Consider the following 20,961-nt stretch of genomic DNA (forward strand, 5'->3'; position numbering starts at 1 on the left):
TTAGGAGCTTGCGTATTACTCTAGACCTGGAAGGTGAAATTCAAAATGAGACCATGGTCGTAGGTAGACTATGGTCGAAATGATTATAATAACAACAAAGTTGTTAAAACCTCGTTAAAGGAATCTTATGGTTTTTGGTTGGGTCACACTTGCAGTTTTGTATCTCTTCTTGCTTTTTTCACTAGCAAGTTGGGGAGAAAAAAATTCACCCACCGCGCGAGCGCTGACGTCTCATCCCGCGATTTATTCTTTAGCCCTTGCCATCTATTGCACCGCTTGGACGTTCTTTGGCATGGTAGGCCAAGCAAGCAGGGATACGTGGATTTACCTTCCCATCATGCTGGGGCCTATCCTCGTCTACGTTTTAGGTTACAAGTTTATTTATAAGCTTACGTTCGTCAGCAAGAAGCAACATATTACAACCATTTCTGATTTCATTGCTTCGCGCTACGGTAAACGTCAAACGGTGGCGCTAGTGGTTACGCTTATCGCGCTACTTGCCACTATTCCCTATATTGCGCTTCAGTTAAAGGCAGTAGGCGCCACCTTTCAATTACTGACGCAGCAACCAAACAGTAACGGCATTATCATTGCCGCAACGGGATTTATCGCAGCCTTTGCCATTTATTTTGGTACACGACGAACTGATGTTACCGAGTATCGTCGTGGTTTAATGCTGGCCATTGCTTTTGAATCGACAATAAAATTACTGGCGTTGGTTCTTGTTGCCATTGTTGGTTACAGCGCGTGGAAACGCACTCAAACTGGGCCATTTTTTGAAAGTTTCACTAACGAAATCGCCTTAGCCCAATTTGGCTCGTTTAGCTTTATCGCACAGACCATCATGGCAGCAGCAGCTATCGTCTGCTTGCCAAGACAATTTCACGTGGCGATTATCGACAACTTGAGCTTAGGGCACTTGCGAACCGCGCGCTGGCTCTTCCCCTTATACCTTGCGGTGATTTCCGCAGTGATCCCTATCATTGCCATTGCCGGTAAATCGATATTTGCAGGCCAAGGCATAGAGCCCGACTCTTATGTGTTGTCGTTGGCAATGTTTTCAGAATCAGCTCTGCTCCAAGTTATTGTATTTGTAGGCGGCCTTTCTGCAGCGACAGCCATGATCATCGTAGCAACACTAACCCTTAGCACCATGCTGACCAACGATGTCATCCTTCCTCGCATTTTGGCTTTTACGGGAAATACCGACGACAAGAAAGATATATCGAAAAAAATTCGTTTAATTCGAAGGGTAGTCATTGCCTTTATCTTGCTGATGGCATTTTTGTACCATCAACAAATGACCAGTAGCCGCTCTCTCCATTCTATCGGGTTAATTGCATTCTCTCTGGTTATTCAGCTGATGCCTGCTATTGTTGGCGGGCTTTACTGGAAGCGGGCGCATGCGCACGGCGTGTATGCTGGCCTAATGGTAGGCTTGGTCATCTGGGTGCTATGGCTAGTACTTCCTATCGTGAGTGAACAGGTTTCCCAGATGGAACAAAACGAGCTAATCAGCCAAGGGGCGATGATCAGCTTGGCGGCAAACAGTTTTGTTTATATTCTTTTTTCACATTTCGCGCCTCAACGTCTTATCGACCGAATACAGGCTGAAGCCTTTGTTTCCCCTGCCATCACTGGAAACAACACCGTTAAAACGCAAGCTATTAGTGTTACCGTGTCCGACCTTGTCACCTTGCTTTCAACCTTCATGGGTACAGGTCGTTGTGAACAACTACTTGGACAATACCAACAGTTAAATCACTGCAACCTCGACCACGACAGCACACCAGACGAGTCGTTTTTATCTTTTTGTGAGCGTGCGCTAGGTGGCGTGATAGGGGCATCGAGTGCAAAGGTACTGTTAGACAGTGCTCTGCGTGGTAAAAAAATGGACTTTACCGAAGTGATTAACTTCTTCGACGATACCACCCAGGCCATGCAATTTAACATGACCGCGCTGTTAACCTCACTTGAGAATATGGACCAAGGTATTAGCGTTGTTGATAAACATTTAAATCTGGTGGCCTGGAATAAGCGATATGCCAATCTCTATCCCTACCCTGATAACCTGCTGGCTGTAGGTACGCCTATCGAAAAACTCATTCGATACAATGCTGCTCAGGGAGAATTTGGTACCGATAATGTGGATGACGAAGTTGAAAAGCGCTTAAGCCATTTACGCTCAGGTATGCCACACCGCTTTACTCGTCAGCGTAAAGACGGTCGCGTTATCGAAATGGTGGGCAACCCTCTGCCTGGGGGAGGCTTCGTAACAAGCTTTAACGATATAACCGGCCACGTAGAAATTCAGCAGGCACTTGAAGAATCGAACATTGACCTTGAAGCTAGAATTAAAAAGCGTACAGAAGAGGTGCATTCAATAAACGCCGAACTGCGTCTTGAAATTGAGCGACGCTCCGAAGCTGAAAAGGAACTGATAAGAGCGCGAAAAGCGGCTGAAGACGCCAATGCTAGCAAAACTCGCTTTCTTGCTCTTGCCAGTCACGATGTGTTGCAACCACTGAACGCTGCAAAGCTTTATGTCAGCGCGTTAGAAGAACAAGAGCTTCCAGAATCAGCCCACGCCATTATTCAGAAGCTCGGGCATAGCGTTACCTCGAGCGAAACGCTTATTGGCACACTGTTAGATATTGCACGCTTAGACCAGGGTGAGATGAAACCGGACTTTGAATCTATTGATGTTCGCGCTCTTCTTTCTCCTCTGGTAGACGAGATGGCAATGCGAGCAAAAGAGAAAGGGTTGGGTTTTAAAGCCATAGTACGCCCATGCTGGGTGAGAGCCGACAAGACTTATCTTTATCGAATAGCGCAAAACTTACTATCAAATGCCGTGAAATATACAGAAAGTGGAAGAGTACTGTTTGCCGTAAAACCGATTAACAATACCGTTCATTTCAAAATACTCGACACCGGAATTGGTATATCGAGTGATAAAAAAGACAGCATTTTCGGTGATTTCTTTCGCGCAAATGAGAGCAAAGAGCACGGTATCGGACTTGGTTTGGGCGTGGTGCGCCGATTAAGTTTACAGCTAGATAGCGATATACAAGTAAAGTCGCGAATAGGGAAAGGTAGCTGCTTCACATTCTCTCTTGCGAAAGCTGAATCTAAAGTGGTGTCTAGCGAAACAACCAAACCGCGCTCCACAACATTTACCGGCATGGATGTGCTTTGTGTGGACGACCAGAGAGAAAACCTAGACGCAATGCAAACCTTATTACGAAAATGGGGAATTAACGTTGTGCTCGCTAACAACTGGGATGACGCTCTTAAAGTGTGTGAGACCATTCAGCCCCAAATTCTGCTCATGGATTATCAACTCAGTCACGATAGTGAGAAAAACGGCCTGGCACTTATTGAAGAGATTAGACATAGGTTAAATGTAGTAATGCCGGCTGCGTTGATCACAGCAACGCCAGATGAAAGCTTAGTCACCCAGTGTAAAGCCCAAGGAGTTAATTTCTTGGCTAAACCACTTAAACCGGCAAAGTTAAGGGCCCTACTACAGAGCATGACCCGCTATATCAGGGAAGCGAAAAACGTGTAGTGCTACTTAACGTTATCTTGGCCTTATTTTTTTGGCTGCTCCATTACAACAACGCGAAACCGGCTAAAGCAACTCCTCAAGGGGCTTGTTTTCGTCGGTTTTCGTTACTGGCGATTCAACACTCGATTTAGCCACTACTTTACCCATGGTTCCCCATTTCTGTTTGGGGTTGAGTAACACGGGTCGTGTGAGGATTAAATTATTGGGGTACATCAAGGTTTCACGGTCAGCGGTAACTAATCGGGTGCTGAACGGCCCTAAATCGGCGATTACGCCCTCAATGTAGTTATCGCCATCGAGAATACGCACGTAATTGCCTCTGCGATAGGCAACGTTAGTCAGTAAAATGAAATACGCAGTGATATTGCTGATAAGCGACCAGCTTGCAAAAAGTGCGACGCCTGTTACCGTAATAATAGACGTTGAAAGCACCAATAAACCTGAGAAATCAATGCCCCATGCAAGCAACAGCAAAGCAACGGTAACGGTGGCCACAATTACCCGTGCGGCGAATAAACCTTTTAGCGCGCTGCTCGACTTCAGCTTCGATTTTTCAATATTGGTTTCTAATTTTGGCAGAAGCTTGCGAGACATTGCTAAATAAAATAGTAAAGCCAGACCACTCCACACGACATTTGACTGGTACTGAATCAACCACGCCAAAAACGTATGCCACCACTCGTTCATCAACCTCAACCCTCTCTCATTTTTAATTCTAGCAAACTAAATTTTCAGACCTTTACGACCTGAGTTCCTGCGCCCTACCATGCTAACGTGAATAAAAGGCGAGTTCATGCATTAAAAGCAATCGCCACAACAAGAAATATTCGTAAGACTCTCTTTACCACATACATTAGTATGCGCGCAAAAATGACTTGTCTAATTCAAATTCGCGTTCTAACGTGTTAAAAGACATGTCGATTAGACGACAAACAAAACACAAACTACAGGCTTTTTATAATGCGCATTGCAATACTTTCCAGAAATCCTCGTCTTTACTCTACTTCACGCTTAGTCGAAGCTGGTCAGGCTCGCGGGCATGAAGTTGACGTTATTGACACCATGCATTGCTACATGGATATCACTAGTGCGCGGCCCTCTGTAAGATACCACGGGAAAAAACTGCCTTACTACGATGCCGTTATCCCTCGAATAGGCGCTTCAGTGAGTTTTTACGGCACCTCAGTCGTGCGTCAGTTTGAAATGATGGGCACTTACAGCCTTAACGAGTCAGTGGCGATAAGCCGTTCGCGAGACAAGCTTCGCTCTCTGCAGCTTCTTTCGCGCAAAGGCATTGGCATGCCGAGAACGGGTTTTGCCCACCACCCAGATAAAATTGATGATGTTATCAAAACCGTGGGAGGCGCCCCTGTAGTGATAAAACTACTTGAAGGCACCCAGGGTATCGGCGTTGTACTAGCCGATACACAAAAAGCGGCAGAATCTATTATTGAAGCCTTTATGGGGCTAAACGCGAGTATTCTGGTCCAAGAATTCATCAAAGAAGCGGGCGGCGCGGATATTCGCTGTTTCGTAGTTGGCGGAAAAGTTGTGGCAGCAATGAAGCGCCAAGCGGCGCCGGGAGAGTTCCGCTCTAACCTTCACCGAGGCGGCCAGGCAAGTCTGGTACGCTTAAGCCCTGCCGAACGTAAAACGGCAGTAGATGCGGCAAAAACAATGGGCCTAAACTGCTGTGGCGTAGACATTCTTCGCTCAAATAATGGCCCTGTGGTAATGGAAGTAAATTCATCTCCTGGTTTGGAAGGTATCGAGAAAGCGACTCATAAAGATGTGGCAAGTATGATCATTGAGTTTATCGAAAAAAGCGCTGAGCCGCATAAAACGAAAACCCGTGGCAGAGGCTAGCCCTGTTAACTATTGCTATTAAAAAACCTAGATATGGGAAACGTTAGTGGTAAATAATGTTTTAACAATCGGGGGTGTAAACATTGCACCTGGCGAAACGAAAAAAATTGAGTTGGAAATGCCGCCGTTATACACGGCGACCAATATGAGCATCCCTGTTTATGTGAAACGAGGCAAGCGGCCTGGACCGATTATGTTTGTCAGCGCCGCCATTCACGGTGACGAACTCAATGGAATCGAAATTGTGGGACGACTTATCCGCTCAAAAGCGATAGAGCGTTTAAGGGGAACACTTATTGCGGTGCCAATGGTTAACGTTTACGGTGTTCTCAACCAATCTCGTTATCTACCTGATAGGCGTGATCTAAATCGCAGTTTTCCAGGCAGCAAAAAAGGCTCTTTGGCGGGGCGCTTGGCAAATTTATTTTTCAAGGAAGTCGTGAGTAAATGTGATGTCGGCATCGACCTACATACAGGTGCCATTCACAGAAGCAACCTACCTCAAGTTCGCGCAGATTTAGACGACGCAGAAGTACTTGAAATGGCGAAAGCATTTGGTGTTCCCGTACTTTTGAACGCGGAATTACGGGATGGCTCCTTGCGAGAGGCGGCAAGCGAAAGCGGCGTTAAAATATTGCTTTATGAAGCGGGGCAAGCATTGCGTTACGACGAGTTTTCCATTCGTGCAGGCGTGAGAGGTATCATAAACACCATGCGCCACTTGGGCATGCTTAATAAAAGCCGAAGTAAAGGGCATAACATTGAGCGTTTTATTGCCAGACAAAGTGGCTGGGTAAGAGCGCCTGAAAGCGGCTTTGTTACGCACTTAGCCCAGCTGGGCGATCACGTCGAGAAAGGCGACAAGCTTGCTATTATTGCAGACCCTTTTGGTAATTATCTAGACAGTTTAGAAAGCCCTGCAGAAGGCGTAGTAATTGGTAAACAGAATATACCGCTAACGCAAGAAGGCGAGGCGGTTTATCACATTGCGTACTTCTCAGAACCCGATACGGTTGCAGAACACGTAGAACTATTACAGGATAATTTATTGCCACCAGAGCAGCACCCTATTTCATAAAAATGGTAGAGAAACTGATGAACAATAAGAAAATTGTCGGTGCAGTAGAACTGTGCGATTTACCTAAACTCGCGATTACCGATTTAAATGTGCGTGTGGACACAGGGGCGGCAACCTCTTCACTACATGTAGATAATATCGAAGAATTTGAGCAAGACGGTGAGCTGTGGATTAAATTTGACATCCATCCCGATATCCATAATGTGGATCGCGTCGTGCGAAGAGAAGCGCGCGTAGAAGGTCAGAAACGAGTAAAAAGTTCAACCGCTACACGCGAGAGGCGATATGTGATAATTACGCCTATAATAATGGATGGTTATCAGTGGGATATTCAATTAACCCTTACTGATCGGTCCGAAATGACTTATCTCATGTTGCTTGGACGTGAGGCGATGAGCGGGCAGTTTATCGTGGACCCTGAATATGATTTTCTACTTACCGGGAAAGATTAGTAGTCAAAAGCTCGGCTAAAGGCAGTCATAAGGCATCTTCCTATAAGGCGTGCGTTAATCGCATGAAATAAAACATATGGTAAGGGCAAAAATGTTAGTCGCAGTGTTACTACTGATAAGCGTATTCTCATTTTCCAGTGCTTACGCAACAGAACCAGCATTTGTAAAAGAGAGTAAAGAGTTACCTCACACCCTGATCCGTTTACCCAATATTCATCCTGGAAGGGATAGCGTATACGCGTATGCCAAGGCACTGCTGACTGAAGCGCTTCTTGTGACAGAATCTCAATACGGTACCTTTGACATTATTGTTAGTGGCCAAGAGTCGGCGCAGGAGCGCCAATTGCGTAGCCTTGAACACAACCTTTTAGATGTGACGTGGAGCGTTACTTCAATTGAGCGGGAACGACAGTTCCTCCCTATTCGCATACCAATAATGGCCGGTTTGTTTGGAAAGCGAGCGCTTCTTGTTAAAAAGGGAGATACGCGCCTTAAGGACGTCAAAACCCTTGAAGAACTCAAATCGTTTAGAGCAGTTCTAGGCTATGACTGGCCTGACACAAAAATCTTTCGCGCTAATGACCTGCCGGTTTTAGAAACCACCTATCGCGCTTCTTTTCGTATTGTCTCTGAGGGGTTTGCAGACATATTTCCGCGCAGTGTCATGGAAATTCAAGAAGAGCTCGAAGATAAAACCCTCTCTCGCGGACTTGTTATTGATGACAACCTTATTATTTCTTATCCAAGCCCTATATTCTTCTTTGTGAGAAGCGATAATACCGCGTTGGCCAACCGTATTACTGAAGGCTTACTGATGATGTTTGAATCAGGAAGGTTTCAAGCACTTCTGCTCTCTCAGGATAACTTTCGACAAGGTGTGTCAATGTTAGAAGGCCGAACTGAAATTAAAATTCAAAACCCGCTGTTGAGTGAACCCAGTCGTATTGCTCTTGAAAAGTTTCTCCCTGAGTTTTCCGCGACCCAAACACTGCAGCAATTCAGCCCTAGTGAGCCGGTGGCTCCAGTTCAAGTTGAGAAGCTATAAGTACAGCCTGAGTTCGGTTGTTAATACCAAGCTTTTTGAAGATTGCGGTCACATGCGCTTTCACTGTCGCTTCCGCTATATCTAAATTGAAGCCTATCTGTTTATTTAACAATCCATCCCGCATGTAACATAAGACTTTGTATTGGGAAGGTGTTAGCGACGCTACTTTATCTGCAAGCTCAGAGAACGCTTCATCAACTTCATCAACATTTTCACTGAGATTATCAGGTACCCAGACATCGCCATCTAAAATTGCTTCCACGGCATTCGCAATATCCTGGGCACTTGCAGTTTTAGGAATAAAGCCAAGCGCCCCAACGCTGATAATTTTTGAAATAAGTGTGCTGTCTTCTGTACCTGAAACCACGGCAACAGGAAGTTCTGGGAAGAGCTTTCGAATGTGCAACAGACCAAACAAATCATTGCTCCCTGGCATATGCAAATCCAATAGCAATAAGTCGATATCCTCTTTGCTGAGGATATCGACGGTAGTAGGTAAATCGCCAGCCTCCTTGAGGGTTAAGGCTGGCAGAGACAATGACAAAGCCCCTCTCAGTGCATCGCGATACAGCGGATGATCATCAGCGATCAGAAGAGTTATCATTGTCTATGTCCTTAATGCTTACTTATTTAGACGTTCCTCTATCAGTGTATCAACAACCGACGGATCCGCCAATGTAGATGTGTCACCTAATTGCTCATGCTCATTGGCAGCAATCTTACGTAATATTCGACGCATGATTTTGCCAGAGCGGGTTTTAGGCAAACCATTAGACCACTGAATCATATCAGGGGTGGCGATAGGGCTTAACTCTTGACGTACCCAGGCTTTAAGCTCTTTAGTTAGCGCTTCGTCAGCCTCAACACCTTCATTAGGCGTGACGTAAACGTAAATCCCCTGCCCTTTGATATCATGAGGGTACCCGACTACTGCCGCTTCTGCGACTTTAGGATGGGCGACCAGCGCGCTTTCAATTTCGGCGGTACCTAGGCGATGCCCTGATACGTTCAGTACATCATCTACACGCCCTGTGATCCAATAGTAACCGTCTTCATCACAGCGCGCGCCGTCACCGGTAAAATAAACGCCTTTGTACGCACTAAAGTAAGTGTTTATAAAGCGCTGATGATCACCGTAAACGGTGCGAGCTTGGCTTGGCCAACTGTCTTTTATAACTAGATTGCCCTCTGCAGCACCTTCCAATTCATTGCCATCGGCATCGAATAAGGCAGGCTGAATACCAAAAAATGGACGACTTGCTGACCCTGGTTTTAGCTCCGTAGCACCTGGAAGAGGTAAAATCATGTGCCCCCCCGTTTCGGTTTGCCACCAAGTATCAATGATAGGGCAGCGACCCTTACCGATAACACGGTGATACCACTCCCACGCTTCTGGATTAATTGGCTCACCGACGGTACCGAGTAAACGTAGGGATGACAAATCACACCCTTCTGCTGGCACATCACCATGAGCCATAAGCGCGCGAATTGCCGTTGGCGCGGTATAAAGGCTGTTTACTTTATATTTTTCAACTACCTGCGCAATACGTTTTACATCAGGATAGGTAGGTACGCCTTCAAAAAATACCTGAGATGCAGCGTTCACCATAGGTCCATACACCATATAGCTATGACCTGTGATCCAGCCCACATCAGCCGTACACCAATAAACGTCATCGTCTTTGTAATCAAATGCGTATTTAAACGTCATTGCAGAATAAAGCAGGTAGCCACCGGTTGTATGAACAACGCCTTTAGGTGTGCCCGTTGAGCCCGACGTATAAAGAATAAATAGCGGGTCCTCAGCGTTCATAACCTCAGGTTCACACTGACCTGACATATCCTCGATAGCATCATGCCACCATACATCATGCTCTTCGTTCCAATCTACATCGCCACCCGTTAGCTTGTGAACTAAAACATGAGTAATCGATGGGCACGCGCCGTTCGATAGAGCTTTATCCACATTCGCTTTTAGTGGAATACTTCTGCCCGCACGACGACCTTCATCAGCGGTAATAACCACTTTAGCACTGCTGTCGTTAATGCGATCAGCAATCGCATTTGGTGAGAAACCACCAAATATAACCGAATGCACAGCGCCGATTCGGGCACACGCTAGCATAGCGTACGCCGCCTCTGGCACCATCGGCATGTAAATAGCGACACGATCACCCTTTTCAACACCCATTCCTTTAAGCGCGTTAGCTAATTTACACACTTCATAATGCACTTGTTGATAAGTGATATCTTGACTATCTTCTGGAGAGTCGCCTTCCCAATGGAAGGCAACTTTAGTGGCGTTGTTAGCCAAGTGGCGGTCGATACAGTTGTAACTAGCGTTTAGTTCACCGTCTTCGAACCACTTAATTGAGACATCATTTTCACCGAAAAACGTGTTTTTGATCTTCGTAGGTTTTTGATACCACTCAAGAATAGACGAATGTTCTGCCCAAAACGCTTCTGGTGCTTCTACTGACTGCTTATACATCGCGTCATATTGCGATGCATTGAGGTGGGTAGACTGAAGAATGTTCTCAGGTACAGGATAAGTCTTGCTGGCGCTCATAAGGATTGCCTCCAATATCAATAATGTAAAATTCTTGTTGTATGATGAAACACTCTAGCCATTCAAGCACAAAGCAAAATGAGACTTTGGTCTTAGCAGCACCCTACTTAGGTGCTAGACGTCAGGTATTACGAAAAAGTATTACGACTATGGTCTTATGCGACCATAGGCGTATTTAATTTTTAGATAATACGTACACAATCAGTAATGTTAACGTTGAATTTACATTTATTTAACCACTTTTGGAACAGACACGATGAAAGCTAAAATAAAAAATACGGCTACGGCGGTAGCGCTGTGCCTGGCAGCATCTAGCGGTGCTGCACAAGCAGCAACGATCGGCGATACAAGTGTGAAATTCACAGGCTATGTGAAAGTTGACGCAATGGTCAGTGACTACTCAGACGGCACTATTGCATCGGGTAGCGTTGGCCGAGACTTTTACATTCCTTCACTAACCCCTGTTGGTGGCGTTGACGAAGATCCACAGTTTGATGCGCATATTCGAACTTCACGATTCCGCTTTGCAACGTCTACGCCGACAGCAGAAGGCGATACAATAAACGGTGTATTCGAACTTGACTTCGTTGTTACCAGCGGCGGTGATGAGCGTATTAGTAACTCTTACGTACCACGTGTTCGTCACGCCTATATAACGTACAAAAACTGGTTGGTAGGCCAAACCTGGACCACGTTTATGGATGTAGGTGCACTCCCAGAATCACTCGACTTTATTGGTACGACCGACGGCATAACGTTTGGTCGCCAAGTCATGTTGAGATATACCAACGGCGGCCTTCAAATTGCACTAGAAAACCCGGAATCAACCATAACGCCTTTTGGTGGCGGCGGCCGTATCACCAGTGACGACAACACCATGCCTGATTTAATCGCAGCATATACGTCAAAACAAGACTGGGGTTATGTAAAGGTAGCGGGGTTAGTGAGACAGCTTTCTTATGACAATGCCGCGGGCATTGATGCTGACGAAACCAGCTTTGGTGTGTCAGTAACAGGTAAATACAACCTGTCAAACGGCGATGATATCCGTTTCACATTTAATACGGGTAGCGGTCTTGGCCGATATTCTGCTCTTAATGCGGTAAATGGCGCAGTTCTTAACGAAAGCGGTGACCTCGAAGCTATTGATTCAACAGGCTACGGCATTGCATATCGCCACAAGTGGAGCGATAAGGCGCGCAGTAGCATTATGTTCTCGGCCTTTGAAGCTGACAATGATGTATCGCTAACTGGCTTGGCTACAACCGAAAGCACATACAGCACACGTGTGAACTACCTATATTCGCCAACTAAGGCATTAACGGTAGGTGCCGAATACGCTTTCGCAAAACGAGAAGTTGAATCAGGCCTTGAAGGCGACATGAACCGCTTCCAAGTCTCAGCGAAATACGCGTTCTAAGAAAATATACGACGTGATAAATAACCGGCGCTTCTTGAATAAGAAGCGCCGGTTTTCTATATCTGATAAGTGAAAAGCTACGCCTACCTACACACAAAACCCGCTTTTTTAGCGCTAGAAATACTAAATTGTAGTGAAGATAATACCCAACGGAACGACAAAGAAGAGCCCACCGACATAGGCTGCGCCATACACTTTCCTCTCCGCTGCCAAAACGGATAGCTGATACGACAAGTTAATGGGAATATTTCGCAGCACAGGAATACCGTAAATGAGCGTTACGCCGAGTACATTATAAATAAGATGTACCAGCGCAATTTGCAGAGCGAACCCACTATTTACACCCACTACCCCTAGAGCAGCAATTAACGCTGTGATACAGGTTCCGATGTTAGCCCCAAGGGTAAAAGGGTATATCTCACGTGCTTTCAAAACGCCAGCACCAACCAAAGGCACCATCAGCGACGTTGTGGTAGATGATGACTGCACCAGAACCGTCATTAAAGCGCCAGATGTAATTCCAGATATGGGGCCTTGCCCAATGCTTTTATGTAATAAGTCCTTAGCTTTGCCTACCATAAGCGATTTCATGATCTTCCCCATGTAGGTGATTGAAACCATGATAAGTGCAATGCCCAGAAGGATTTTAACGATCCCCGGATAAACCGATGGCAAAAACTGAAGCGAGTGAGACACTAAGTCTGTCACAGGTTGTGTAGCCGCTTTGATAGGATTAAACCCACTTACCCCTAACGCCTCTCCCGTATGAATAAGCGCTACAATTTGACCACTTAGATACTCTAGAATGCCAAACGCCATCTCAAGCGGTAGAAATATGAGCACCGATAACACATTGAAAAAGTCGTGGATGGTAGCGGCATTAAAAGCCCGCTGAAACTCTTCTTTTTTTGCAACGTGCCCAAGGCTTACCAGTGTATTCGTGATACTGGTTCCAATATTGGCGCCCATCATCATGGGCACGGCAATGGTAATAGGTAGCCCACCAGCAACCATTCCAACAATAATCGAGGTAACCGTGCTTGAAGACTGAATTAAAGCGGTAGAGACCATGCCGATAATCAACCCCATGATAGGGTTAGAAGCAAAGTTGAAGAGCTCTCGCGCTTGCTCGCCCGCCGCATATTTGAAACCGCTGCCAATCATACTGACGGCCAGTAGCATGACATAAACAAGTAAAATAAGAAGAAGCCATCGTTGCCAGTTGTTGTTTTTCTCTACGGTACTGGCTGAAATTATCTGTGGGTCAATCATTTAATAATGGGTACGAGTTATAACAGAAAGCCCCATAGTATTACGACCGTGTGACACAAAAATGACGGGAAACGCCCGCCACTTTTGCGAAAAGATTTGCTTAAAAGATTCGAGCTCCTTGACTTGCACTACGACAGTTTGTAGCGGTCTTGAACCACCTAGACAACAAAAATGAAGACCGAACCTTATACGGGCCTAAAAGCCCAGAGGATATTGGCGCAGTACGTCGTGAATATCCTTCAACGTCTCTTGAGACAAATCTATATCAAACGCTTCAATATTTTCTTTCAACTGAGGCATTGTCGTTGCCCCTATGATAGTAGAAGTGACACCGGGTACCTGTTTACACCAGGCCAAAGCAAGTTGAGAGGGCGTCACGCCGGCTTTTTCAGCAATTTTAATGTATTTGGCAGTGGCAGCTTGCGCAGGCGGTTTGTCTCTGAATAATCCCATACGCTGAGCTAATGTCCATCGGCTCCCTTCCGGGCGCGCACCGTTTTGATATTTACCACTTAGCATACCCGTGGCCAGTGGCGACCATGGTAAGTAGGCTATATTTTCAAGCTCGCACATTTCAATGAGATACGGCCAATCTTTCGCGTGAAGTAGGCTGAACTCGTTTTGAATAGAGACAGGCAAAGGCATGTCAAGCTCTTTGCAGAGCATAAGAAAAGCGTGAACTCCCCAAGGCGTATCATCCGACAGCCCCCAGTGCCTAATTTTTCCTTCATCAAGGGCGCGTTTGATCCCCATTAGGATATCTCGCATACCGTCGAGTTCTTTCTCACGATCGGTTTTTGTTGGATTTGCGCCATCAGGCCAATGTTTACCGAAGTGAGGGGTAACCCTGTTAGGCCAGTGAAGTTGATAAACGTCTATATAATCTGTATTCAAACGTTCCAACGAGTACGTTAACGCGTTGGCAATCGCACCAGAAGTAATTGGCCCCGCATTGCGAATGTATTTAAGCCCACTGCCAGCGATTTTGGTCATCAGTATGATGTCTTTACGCTTAGACGCGTTGCGTGATAGCCAATTTCCAATAACACGCTCTGTGTCTCCATAGGTATCAACGTTTGGCGGTACTGGATACATTTCTGCGGTATCAATGAAATTTACGCCTTTGTCTAGCGCAAAGGCCAACTGCTCGTCAGCGTCTTGCTGAGTATTTTGAATGCCCCAAGTCATAGTGCCTAAACATATGTCTGACACTTGTAAATCGCTCGTTCCCAAACGGTTAAACTTCATTTTACTTATACCTTATTAATGCAATAGCGAGCTGATCGCTTGGTGCAAAAAAGTCACCACTAGGTGCTATGATGCTTTTTTATTGGCCAACTCGGCTTCAACACTGGCTAATCGCGCCTCAATATTTCGTTTAGACTCGACCATCTCGTTTGCCAGTTCAGCAAGTGATTTTAATTCTGCAAACCCTAACTTTCTGGTATCAATTTATTGATACTGACGCCTGCAGCGATAAAAGAAAGTAAGAACGTTAACAAAAGCCTGATAAAAAGTCGCAAAACTCTTGATTAAAACCAGAATTAATACGACAGATGTGAGCGCGGTAATGCCTAATCTATATATACGCACTTGAGGTTCGTGTTGTTCAATAAGAGGTTGAAGTGCGCTATCAACACTTTTCAGTTGGTTTTCAACCTTATGCGCGCTTTGTCTAAACTCACCCCGTAGTCCATCGTTATGAGTTAAACCGAACGTTATGTAGTTGTTCACTAACGCCGAGAGCGCAGACTGATATCGTTGAAGCGTCACATTCAGATTTTGCTCACCTTCGAACATCGCCACTAAGCGGGCGCTGAGCTCTTCAATTTCTCGGGCATAAACCTTTCTTGCGTTATTTGAAAGTTGCGTGTTGCAAGCTGCAAATCACCAAATAGCTCACGTGTTGCTGAACTATTGACTTCAGTCTCAGTTAATTGATTCTCTAGGCTAGTGATTTCGCTGCGGATGCCACTATTTAACGTTAACCCGACCTCTCGCTGTAGTGCCACAACCGCCTGAAACTTTTCTCTGTAGGTTTCTATCGAATCAGACAAACTCTCCACATCTGTAATTGGTAGCTGATACTGACTGAACATAGGCACCAAACTATCTAGCCGAGTATTGAACGAAACGGCTTGCTCAGAAAATTTTATAAAATAGGCTTCGTCTAACCTTAGCAGAAGGTCTTTTTCATGCCTGCGCATTTGAAGTAGGTCTTGTCCCATACGCAAAAGTGCGTCTCGCTGCTGATTAAGACTTATGAGACGCTGTGTAAAATAATGCTGACTGGCCACCAGTATCCCCATGCCGATAACACAGATTAACGTCATCAATACTAATCGAGATTTTATTGAATCGAACTTCATGGAGAAATCCTTCTAAAAGGATAGAAAATGCAAATTTTAGTAAAAACTAAACCCCACACTTGCTATACAAATAGCACGTTTAATATAGGCACAAAAAATGACGGTTTTAATTAAACCTTCGTAGAAAACTAATACTCGTTTCCATAACCTTGTTGTTTGCAATTATAAACACCACCGATAAGTGCGCGATTCTGGCGAGTTAGCGCACCTATGATTTACGTCTAGGTAAGCATGCTAGCAGCAACGCTGCCTAATACGGATTGAGCTAAGGTTAACTCTCTTTTAAGATCTCATAGCTGCACGCCCACATGAAGGTTGGAAAGAGATTTAGGGGCTTTTACTTCTACACATACTTGATCGCCATAATAATTGTCAGCGTAATTACACTGTATCTTTAATGGTTGATTTGGGGTGGAAGCTACACGTTGGCTGTTCGTCGTTGTTAGTTTATGTAGTAATGCGTTCATTTCGCTCTCCTTGTTAAGTTGAGAGCATTATCATTAATTGAACAAAACTATTAAAACGAGTTAAAACGATTCATATGATTAACTTATTAGATTATAAAGAATCACCTTAATCGGAAAAAGATGTGAAAGTAGCGTAGAGAATGCCAATAGAAAGTGCAGGGCCTTAGCGGAGTAATGGATTAACGGGTTAATTTGGCTAGAGCGCTAGGTACACGAATTCGAAAGTAACTGCGCCACTTTTAGATAAGGAGAATGCGTGGCGCCGCTGTAGGAGATACAAGTTAGCCTTTCAACCACGGTCCTGTGATGGCTAAGGTTTTCGTCGGAGAGTATAGGTTTACGAAAAGCGTATTGCCGTCGGGCGAAAAGCACGCACCAGCGAGCTCAGTTTGAGCATGTAGTTTAGCAAAGTTATACACTTCGCCACTTGGCGTGACACCGCGCAAATGATTATCGACGATGTCGGTGTATTGGTCTTCACATACCAGCAAATGTCCGTTTGGACATACTGTTAGGTTATCGCCGAAGTTATACAGGCTTTTATCTGCGCTTTCTAAAAACAGTTGCAGTTTGTCTTGTTTACCATTTTCGGAAGGAACAAGTTTCATTACCTGACCTAGCTGCTTTTGCCCGCCATTGGTACAGCAAAAATACAGCTCATCTTCTCCCCAGTGTATACCCTCACCACGAGCAAATAAGGCAGCGCCTTTTTCATGGCCTCGCATGCGTAAGTCATCATTCGGGCTTTCTGGATTGTCTAACGCTATCCACTCAACGTCAAACCACGTCGCTGCAGGCATGGTTGTAGCACGCCAGTTACGGGTATCGAACTGAGGTTTACCTTTTACTACTAAGGCCTCCAGTTGACCGCCAGCAGCCAAGTTTCCATATTCGTTAGGCACAAACCGATAAAGCAAGCTATCGCCTCTATCTTCGGTTAGATAAACAATGCCGGTTTTAGGGTCAACACACGCGGCTTCATGATTAAAGCGGCCCATGGCTTTGAGCGGTTTAGCTTCAATCAGCGAATCAGCATCTGCTGGCACTTCAAATATATAGCCATGGTCGTTATTAACCACATCGCCATTAGGGCCATGTGGACGGTCTACCGACTCTTCACACGTAAGCCACGTGCCCCAAGGGGTTATGCCGCCAGAGCAGTTTCGTACCGTTCCAGCTAAGCTGATAAACTCTCGCTCTACCTTTTGCGTACTTAGATCATACACAATGGTTGTAGTGCCGCCGGGTAAAGCTACACCATCAGCGTAATTGTCGTAGGCGAGTTCACTGGTATGTTGTTGAATAGACGCAGGCTGAGCACTCAAATGTTTGGGATGCAGTTCGTGGTTACGTACAAGCGCTACTTTGTTACTGCTGCCGTTGATAGGTAAGCAACCCATACCGTCGGCCCTGTCCGGAACGTGCATCCCATCAGACATCACATTGCCAAGACTTGAGATAACCCTATAACTAAAACCCTTAGGTAAATCGAGCAGCTTTTGAGGGTCGGGTGAAAGCGCTCCATAACCTTCGCTTATCAGCATAGACGCCAAATTCGACGTCTTACCAAAAGCACTGGTTGCAAGACCACCAAATGCCAAAGAGCCCATTATAAATTGACGTCGTGTAATCATAAAAATCTCTAACTGCGTTAAAAGTAATTATTATCGTCAGATATTGTTACACTATAACAACATGGCCTATTCAAACTGGCAAGCGTGCCATTCTTGAAAGCGATAAACAGCGGATAAAACACGCTTAAGACTGGGTAATACTGTAAACGGTAATCGCAAACATTTTCTTAAATCTAAGGAAGTGTTGTGTTTTGCTTAAGGTCTGCCCAATGGGATTCCGGCTCTGGACGTGAAAAGTAATAGCCTTGAAATTTATCACAGCCTTTACCTTTCAGATAGTTTAACTGCTCTACACTCTCCACACCTTCTGCAATGCAGGTCACATTAAGCGCTTTTGCCATTTCGATTATTGCATCAACAATCTGCGCCCCTTTTCCATCAAAATCTTTACCTATGTCATCCACAAAATATTTATCTATTTTGAGTTCACTAATAGGAAGCACTTTCAGGTATGCGAGGCTGGAATAGCCCGTACCGAAATCATCAATTGAAAAACGAAAGCCGAATTTCGCCAGTTCAAGCATGGTTTCCTTAACCAGCTCAATATCTACGACTAAAGCGGTTTCTGTTAACTCTAGCATTAACCTATGAGGTGGAATGCCGAATTGATTTACGCGAGAAAGTAGCGTATTGACAAAGTCTGGCATAACAATTTGTCTAGCACTGATGTTAATCGCAATAGTCGTATTTAAGCCGGCCTTTACAAAGTTACTCATCACGTTCAGCGTTTTTCGTAAAACAATGTCGCCTATTTCGCAGATAGCATAGCTCTCTTCTGCGATAGGAATAAATTCACTTGGGCTTACTTGCCCCAGGTCCTTCGAGTACCATCGAACCAGCGCTTCGAAGGACGATATTGTTCCTTCATGGGTGACTTGGGGTTGAAGCACGACAGATAATTCATCATGATCAATCGCTTGTTTGAGCTTGGATTTTATATCTAAGTAACGATCAAACTCTTTAAAACCATCTTCTGATATATGGCATAGTCCAAATGGTGCTGACCGTTTTGCCCTTTTAACAGCCTGTTCAATTACATTGATGATCGACTCGAAGCTTTGGCCTTGTGGGCTAAAAATAGCGCTTCCTAGTGAAGCGGTCAGAGACCATTTCAGTGAATTTATAACAATATCGAAATGACGTGGATTGAGCAGTGCACTTTCCACCAAGCTAGAATCAAACTTGTGGAGCTCTTCTTTTCTGTAGGTTTTCTTCGACAACACGACAAAACTATCGCCACCGTACTTAAATATCTCATAATCATGACCGATGACGAAGAGCAACTGCTCGGCGACTTTTCTTATGGCATAGTTTCCGTTACCAAAGCCGAACCGCGTGTTAACTTGCGCCATATTATCGATATCTAGCAACAAGATGTGTATATATTCTTGATTCATTGATGCGCGCAGCATCAAATCTTTAAAACGTTGATGAAACCACTGTTGATTTCGAAGGTGTGTAACAGGGTCAGTATAAGCGAGGTTATAGATTGTATCTTGCGCTTCTATGCGTTCACTAATATCTCTAATAACACCTATAAAGCCCTTCTCACCCAGATCGCTACTTTCAGACAATGACAGCTCCATCTGAAAGATATCGCCATTCTTTCGCTTAGCAGGGAGCTGACGGCCTACACCGATAATTTTGCCTACTCCAGATTCCATATAATTACGCATATAATAAGCATGGTTAGAGGCGTAAGGCTCTGGCATTAATACCTCAACGGATTGAGCGAGTAACTCGCCTCGGGTGTAACCAAACATTTTAAGCGCAACGTCGTTACAGTGTGTAATCGTGCCCTTCGTATCAATACTAAATACGGCATCATTAATATTATTCAAAATACTTTGAATTTTCTTAGCCCGGTCTGCACTGAGAATTAGCGCAGTTTTATATTCAGTAATATCTTCGAATGCACCAAAAAGACGCTTAACAGCGCCGTTTTTGTAAAGCTCAGCCTTCCCAGAAGCTCTTACCCATCTAACAGAACCGGATGAATCGATAATTTGGCATTGAATGTCATAAGGGCACTGCTTATAGCGTAAATTTTCGAAGGCGAGTGTGAGCTCGGCAAGATAATCAGGCGCAATAAAATTGAGTGCTTTTTGTATGTTTATCTCACTATCAATGGGTAAATCGTGAATTCGATAGGTTTCCGGTGACCATATCAACTTTTCAGTTTCGGGGTAGAATTCCCAAGACCCCGTGTGCGACATACGACTTATCTCATCAATAAGCGACAAGTTATGGGCGGTTTTTGTCGCAAAAAAGTCTTTTTGAAGCTGCGTAGAAAACAGCTTGGCCTGAAGTGAAAAAACTTGTAGCCACTCAGAGATGTCTTTTTTCGGCGTTTTAAACACAGCGACGAGAACGCCAATATCACGACGTTTTTCGTTAAAAAGCCCGGCGCCTAAATACCCTTCGGCGTTAAGCGCCTTAAGGGTTTGATCTTCGGAAAAATGGACACAAACGTCTGACTCATAACCACACGGCCCTGTTATTAAGACGCTTTCACAAGGAGAGCCTTTCAGCTCGTATTCCATTTGTGGAATCGATGAGTTATGCGATAACCCTATCAACACAGAAATACTATGTGCTTTTTTGACACCTAAAAAAAGATAGTCAGCCTGCAGTAACTCGTTGAACTCTATTAAGTCTTGCTCATAGGCACTGCGATTTTCCAAGATAATCGCACTGAACTCCGATTCGTTTAAAACTGACTCGAATGACATTGCTTTATAAAACCTTAATGTAAGACTAAACCGAAGCTTGCCACTTCGCACTAACTAAAGAAAGGCATGGCAATGATAAATTTAAGATTTATCAATACCTAAGCTTAGCTAAACTTTCGATTAAAGCTACCCACTAGCCTTATCAATGTTAAACAACTGCTCGCTAAATCCCGCCAAAGAATGAATGCGGTGCAGGAGCCGCTAACACAAAAGATAGGATGGGTTTACGGCGTGTTTCTTCCTTCTCCCGCAAACTTCTTCCTATGCCGATTAAGTAGGGAGTGAGTGTATGCCCTCTGAAACCCCACACCGCAGGGATGCGGTGTAGGAGCTCTTACATAAAGCACGGATGGGTTCACGGCGTGTTTTTGATGGGGCTTTACTCCCGAATTTCTAAATCGCAGGCATAAAAAAAGCGCACCTAAGTGCGCTTTTTTGGCTTGTGTTGCTAAGTCTAGATTAGTCTAGGATCTTAGATACAACACC

Annotated in this window: 16 protein-coding genes; 6 read left to right on the forward strand and 10 right to left on the reverse strand. The window is 44.8% G+C overall.

Features of this window, described 5'->3' with window-relative positions:
- Positions 1–127: 127 nt before the first annotated feature.
- Positions 128–3,571 (forward strand): PAS domain-containing hybrid sensor histidine kinase/response regulator, encoded by a 3,444-nt coding sequence (locus JC525_RS08470; RefSeq protein WP_198815428.1) that lies wholly within the window; start codon positions 128–130, stop codon positions 3,569–3,571.
- A 63-nt stretch (positions 3,572–3,634) separates the two neighbouring features.
- Here the strand turns inward: JC525_RS08470 and JC525_RS08475 are convergent, their stop codons facing one another.
- Complete coding sequence (locus tag JC525_RS08475) at positions 3,635–4,258, reverse strand: mechanosensitive ion channel family protein (RefSeq protein ID WP_198815429.1); 624 nt, start codon at positions 4,256–4,258, stop codon at positions 3,635–3,637.
- A 273-nt stretch (positions 4,259–4,531) separates the two neighbouring features.
- Between JC525_RS08475 and rimK the strand changes: the two genes are divergently transcribed.
- The 4 genes from rimK (at position 4,532) to JC525_RS08495 (ending at position 8,012) form a co-directional block, all read left to right on the forward strand.
- The gene (gene rimK / locus JC525_RS08480; RefSeq protein WP_198815430.1) at positions 4,532–5,437 is read left to right on the forward strand and encodes a 30S ribosomal protein S6--L-glutamate ligase; all 906 of its coding nucleotides are present in this window, start codon (positions 4,532–4,534) and stop codon (positions 5,435–5,437) included.
- A gap of 46 nt (positions 5,438–5,483) precedes the next feature.
- Positions 5,484–6,515 carry a succinylglutamate desuccinylase/aspartoacylase family protein gene (locus tag JC525_RS08485; RefSeq protein ID WP_198815431.1) on the forward strand — a complete coding sequence of 344 codons (1,032 nt, stop codon included), beginning with the start codon at positions 5,484–5,486 and terminating at the stop codon, positions 6,513–6,515.
- Between the two features lie 17 nt (positions 6,516–6,532).
- Positions 6,533–6,967, forward strand: coding sequence for an ATP-dependent zinc protease family protein (locus JC525_RS08490; RefSeq protein WP_198815432.1), 435 nt, complete (start codon positions 6,533–6,535; stop codon positions 6,965–6,967).
- Between the two features lie 91 nt (positions 6,968–7,058).
- A complete protein-coding gene (locus JC525_RS08495) occupies positions 7,059–8,012 on the forward strand; it encodes an amino acid ABC transporter substrate-binding protein (RefSeq protein ID WP_233095070.1) in 954 nt (317 codons plus the stop codon).
- Here JC525_RS08495 and JC525_RS08500 read toward each other — a convergent pair.
- Both JC525_RS08500 and acs read right to left on the reverse strand, forming a co-directional pair.
- A complete protein-coding gene (locus JC525_RS08500) occupies positions 7,972–8,616 on the reverse strand; it encodes a response regulator transcription factor (protein WP_198815434.1) in 645 nt (214 codons plus the stop codon). The genes JC525_RS08495 and JC525_RS08500 overlap by 41 nt on opposite strands.
- A gap of 18 nt (positions 8,617–8,634) precedes the next feature.
- A complete protein-coding gene (acs, locus tag JC525_RS08505) occupies positions 8,635–10,581 on the reverse strand; it encodes an acetate--CoA ligase (RefSeq protein WP_198815435.1) in 1,947 nt (648 codons plus the stop codon).
- A gap of 256 nt (positions 10,582–10,837) precedes the next feature.
- Here acs and JC525_RS08510 point away from each other — a divergent pair, with 256 nt between their 5' ends.
- A complete protein-coding gene (locus JC525_RS08510; RefSeq protein ID WP_198815436.1) occupies positions 10,838–12,001 on the forward strand; it encodes a DcaP family trimeric outer membrane transporter in 1,164 nt (387 codons plus the stop codon).
- 123 nt (positions 12,002–12,124) lie between these two features.
- On the opposite strand, the gene JC525_RS08515 is transcribed toward JC525_RS08510, so the two are convergent.
- From JC525_RS08515 to JC525_RS08540, 7 genes are all read right to left on the reverse strand, one after another.
- Positions 12,125–13,273 carry a Na/Pi symporter gene (locus JC525_RS08515; RefSeq protein ID WP_198815437.1) on the reverse strand — a complete coding sequence of 383 codons (1,149 nt, stop codon included), beginning with the start codon at positions 13,271–13,273 and terminating at the stop codon, positions 12,125–12,127.
- Between the two features lie 195 nt (positions 13,274–13,468).
- Positions 13,469–14,521, reverse strand: coding sequence for an aldo/keto reductase (locus JC525_RS08520; protein WP_198815438.1), 1,053 nt, complete (start codon positions 14,519–14,521; stop codon positions 13,469–13,471).
- Positions 14,522–14,725: 204 nt separating this feature from the next.
- Positions 14,726–15,079, reverse strand: a complete 354-nt coding sequence (locus JC525_RS19895; RefSeq protein ID WP_233095071.1) for a hypothetical protein — start codon at positions 15,077–15,079, stop codon at positions 14,726–14,728.
- Positions 15,079–15,642 carry a hypothetical protein gene (locus tag JC525_RS19900; protein ID WP_233095072.1) on the reverse strand — a complete coding sequence of 188 codons (564 nt, stop codon included), beginning with the start codon at positions 15,640–15,642 and terminating at the stop codon, positions 15,079–15,081. The genes JC525_RS19895 and JC525_RS19900 overlap by 1 nt, the downstream gene beginning before the upstream one ends.
- 290 nt (positions 15,643–15,932) lie before the next feature.
- Complete coding sequence (locus JC525_RS08530) at positions 15,933–16,109, reverse strand: hypothetical protein (protein WP_198815439.1); 177 nt, start codon at positions 16,107–16,109, stop codon at positions 15,933–15,935.
- Positions 16,110–16,390: 281 nt separating this feature from the next.
- The gene (locus JC525_RS08535) at positions 16,391–17,743 is read right to left on the reverse strand and encodes an alkaline phosphatase PhoX (RefSeq protein WP_198815440.1); all 1,353 of its coding nucleotides are present in this window, start codon (positions 17,741–17,743) and stop codon (positions 16,391–16,393) included.
- A gap of 173 nt (positions 17,744–17,916) precedes the next feature.
- Positions 17,917–20,475: a sensor domain-containing protein gene (locus JC525_RS08540; RefSeq protein ID WP_198815441.1), complete on the reverse strand. Its 2,559-nt coding sequence runs from the start codon at positions 20,473–20,475 to the stop codon at positions 17,917–17,919.
- Positions 20,476–20,961: the final 486 nt, after the last annotated feature.

This window comes from Alteromonas sp. IB21, assembly GCF_016405965.1.
GTDB lineage: Bacteria > Pseudomonadota > Gammaproteobacteria > Enterobacterales > Alteromonadaceae > Alteromonas.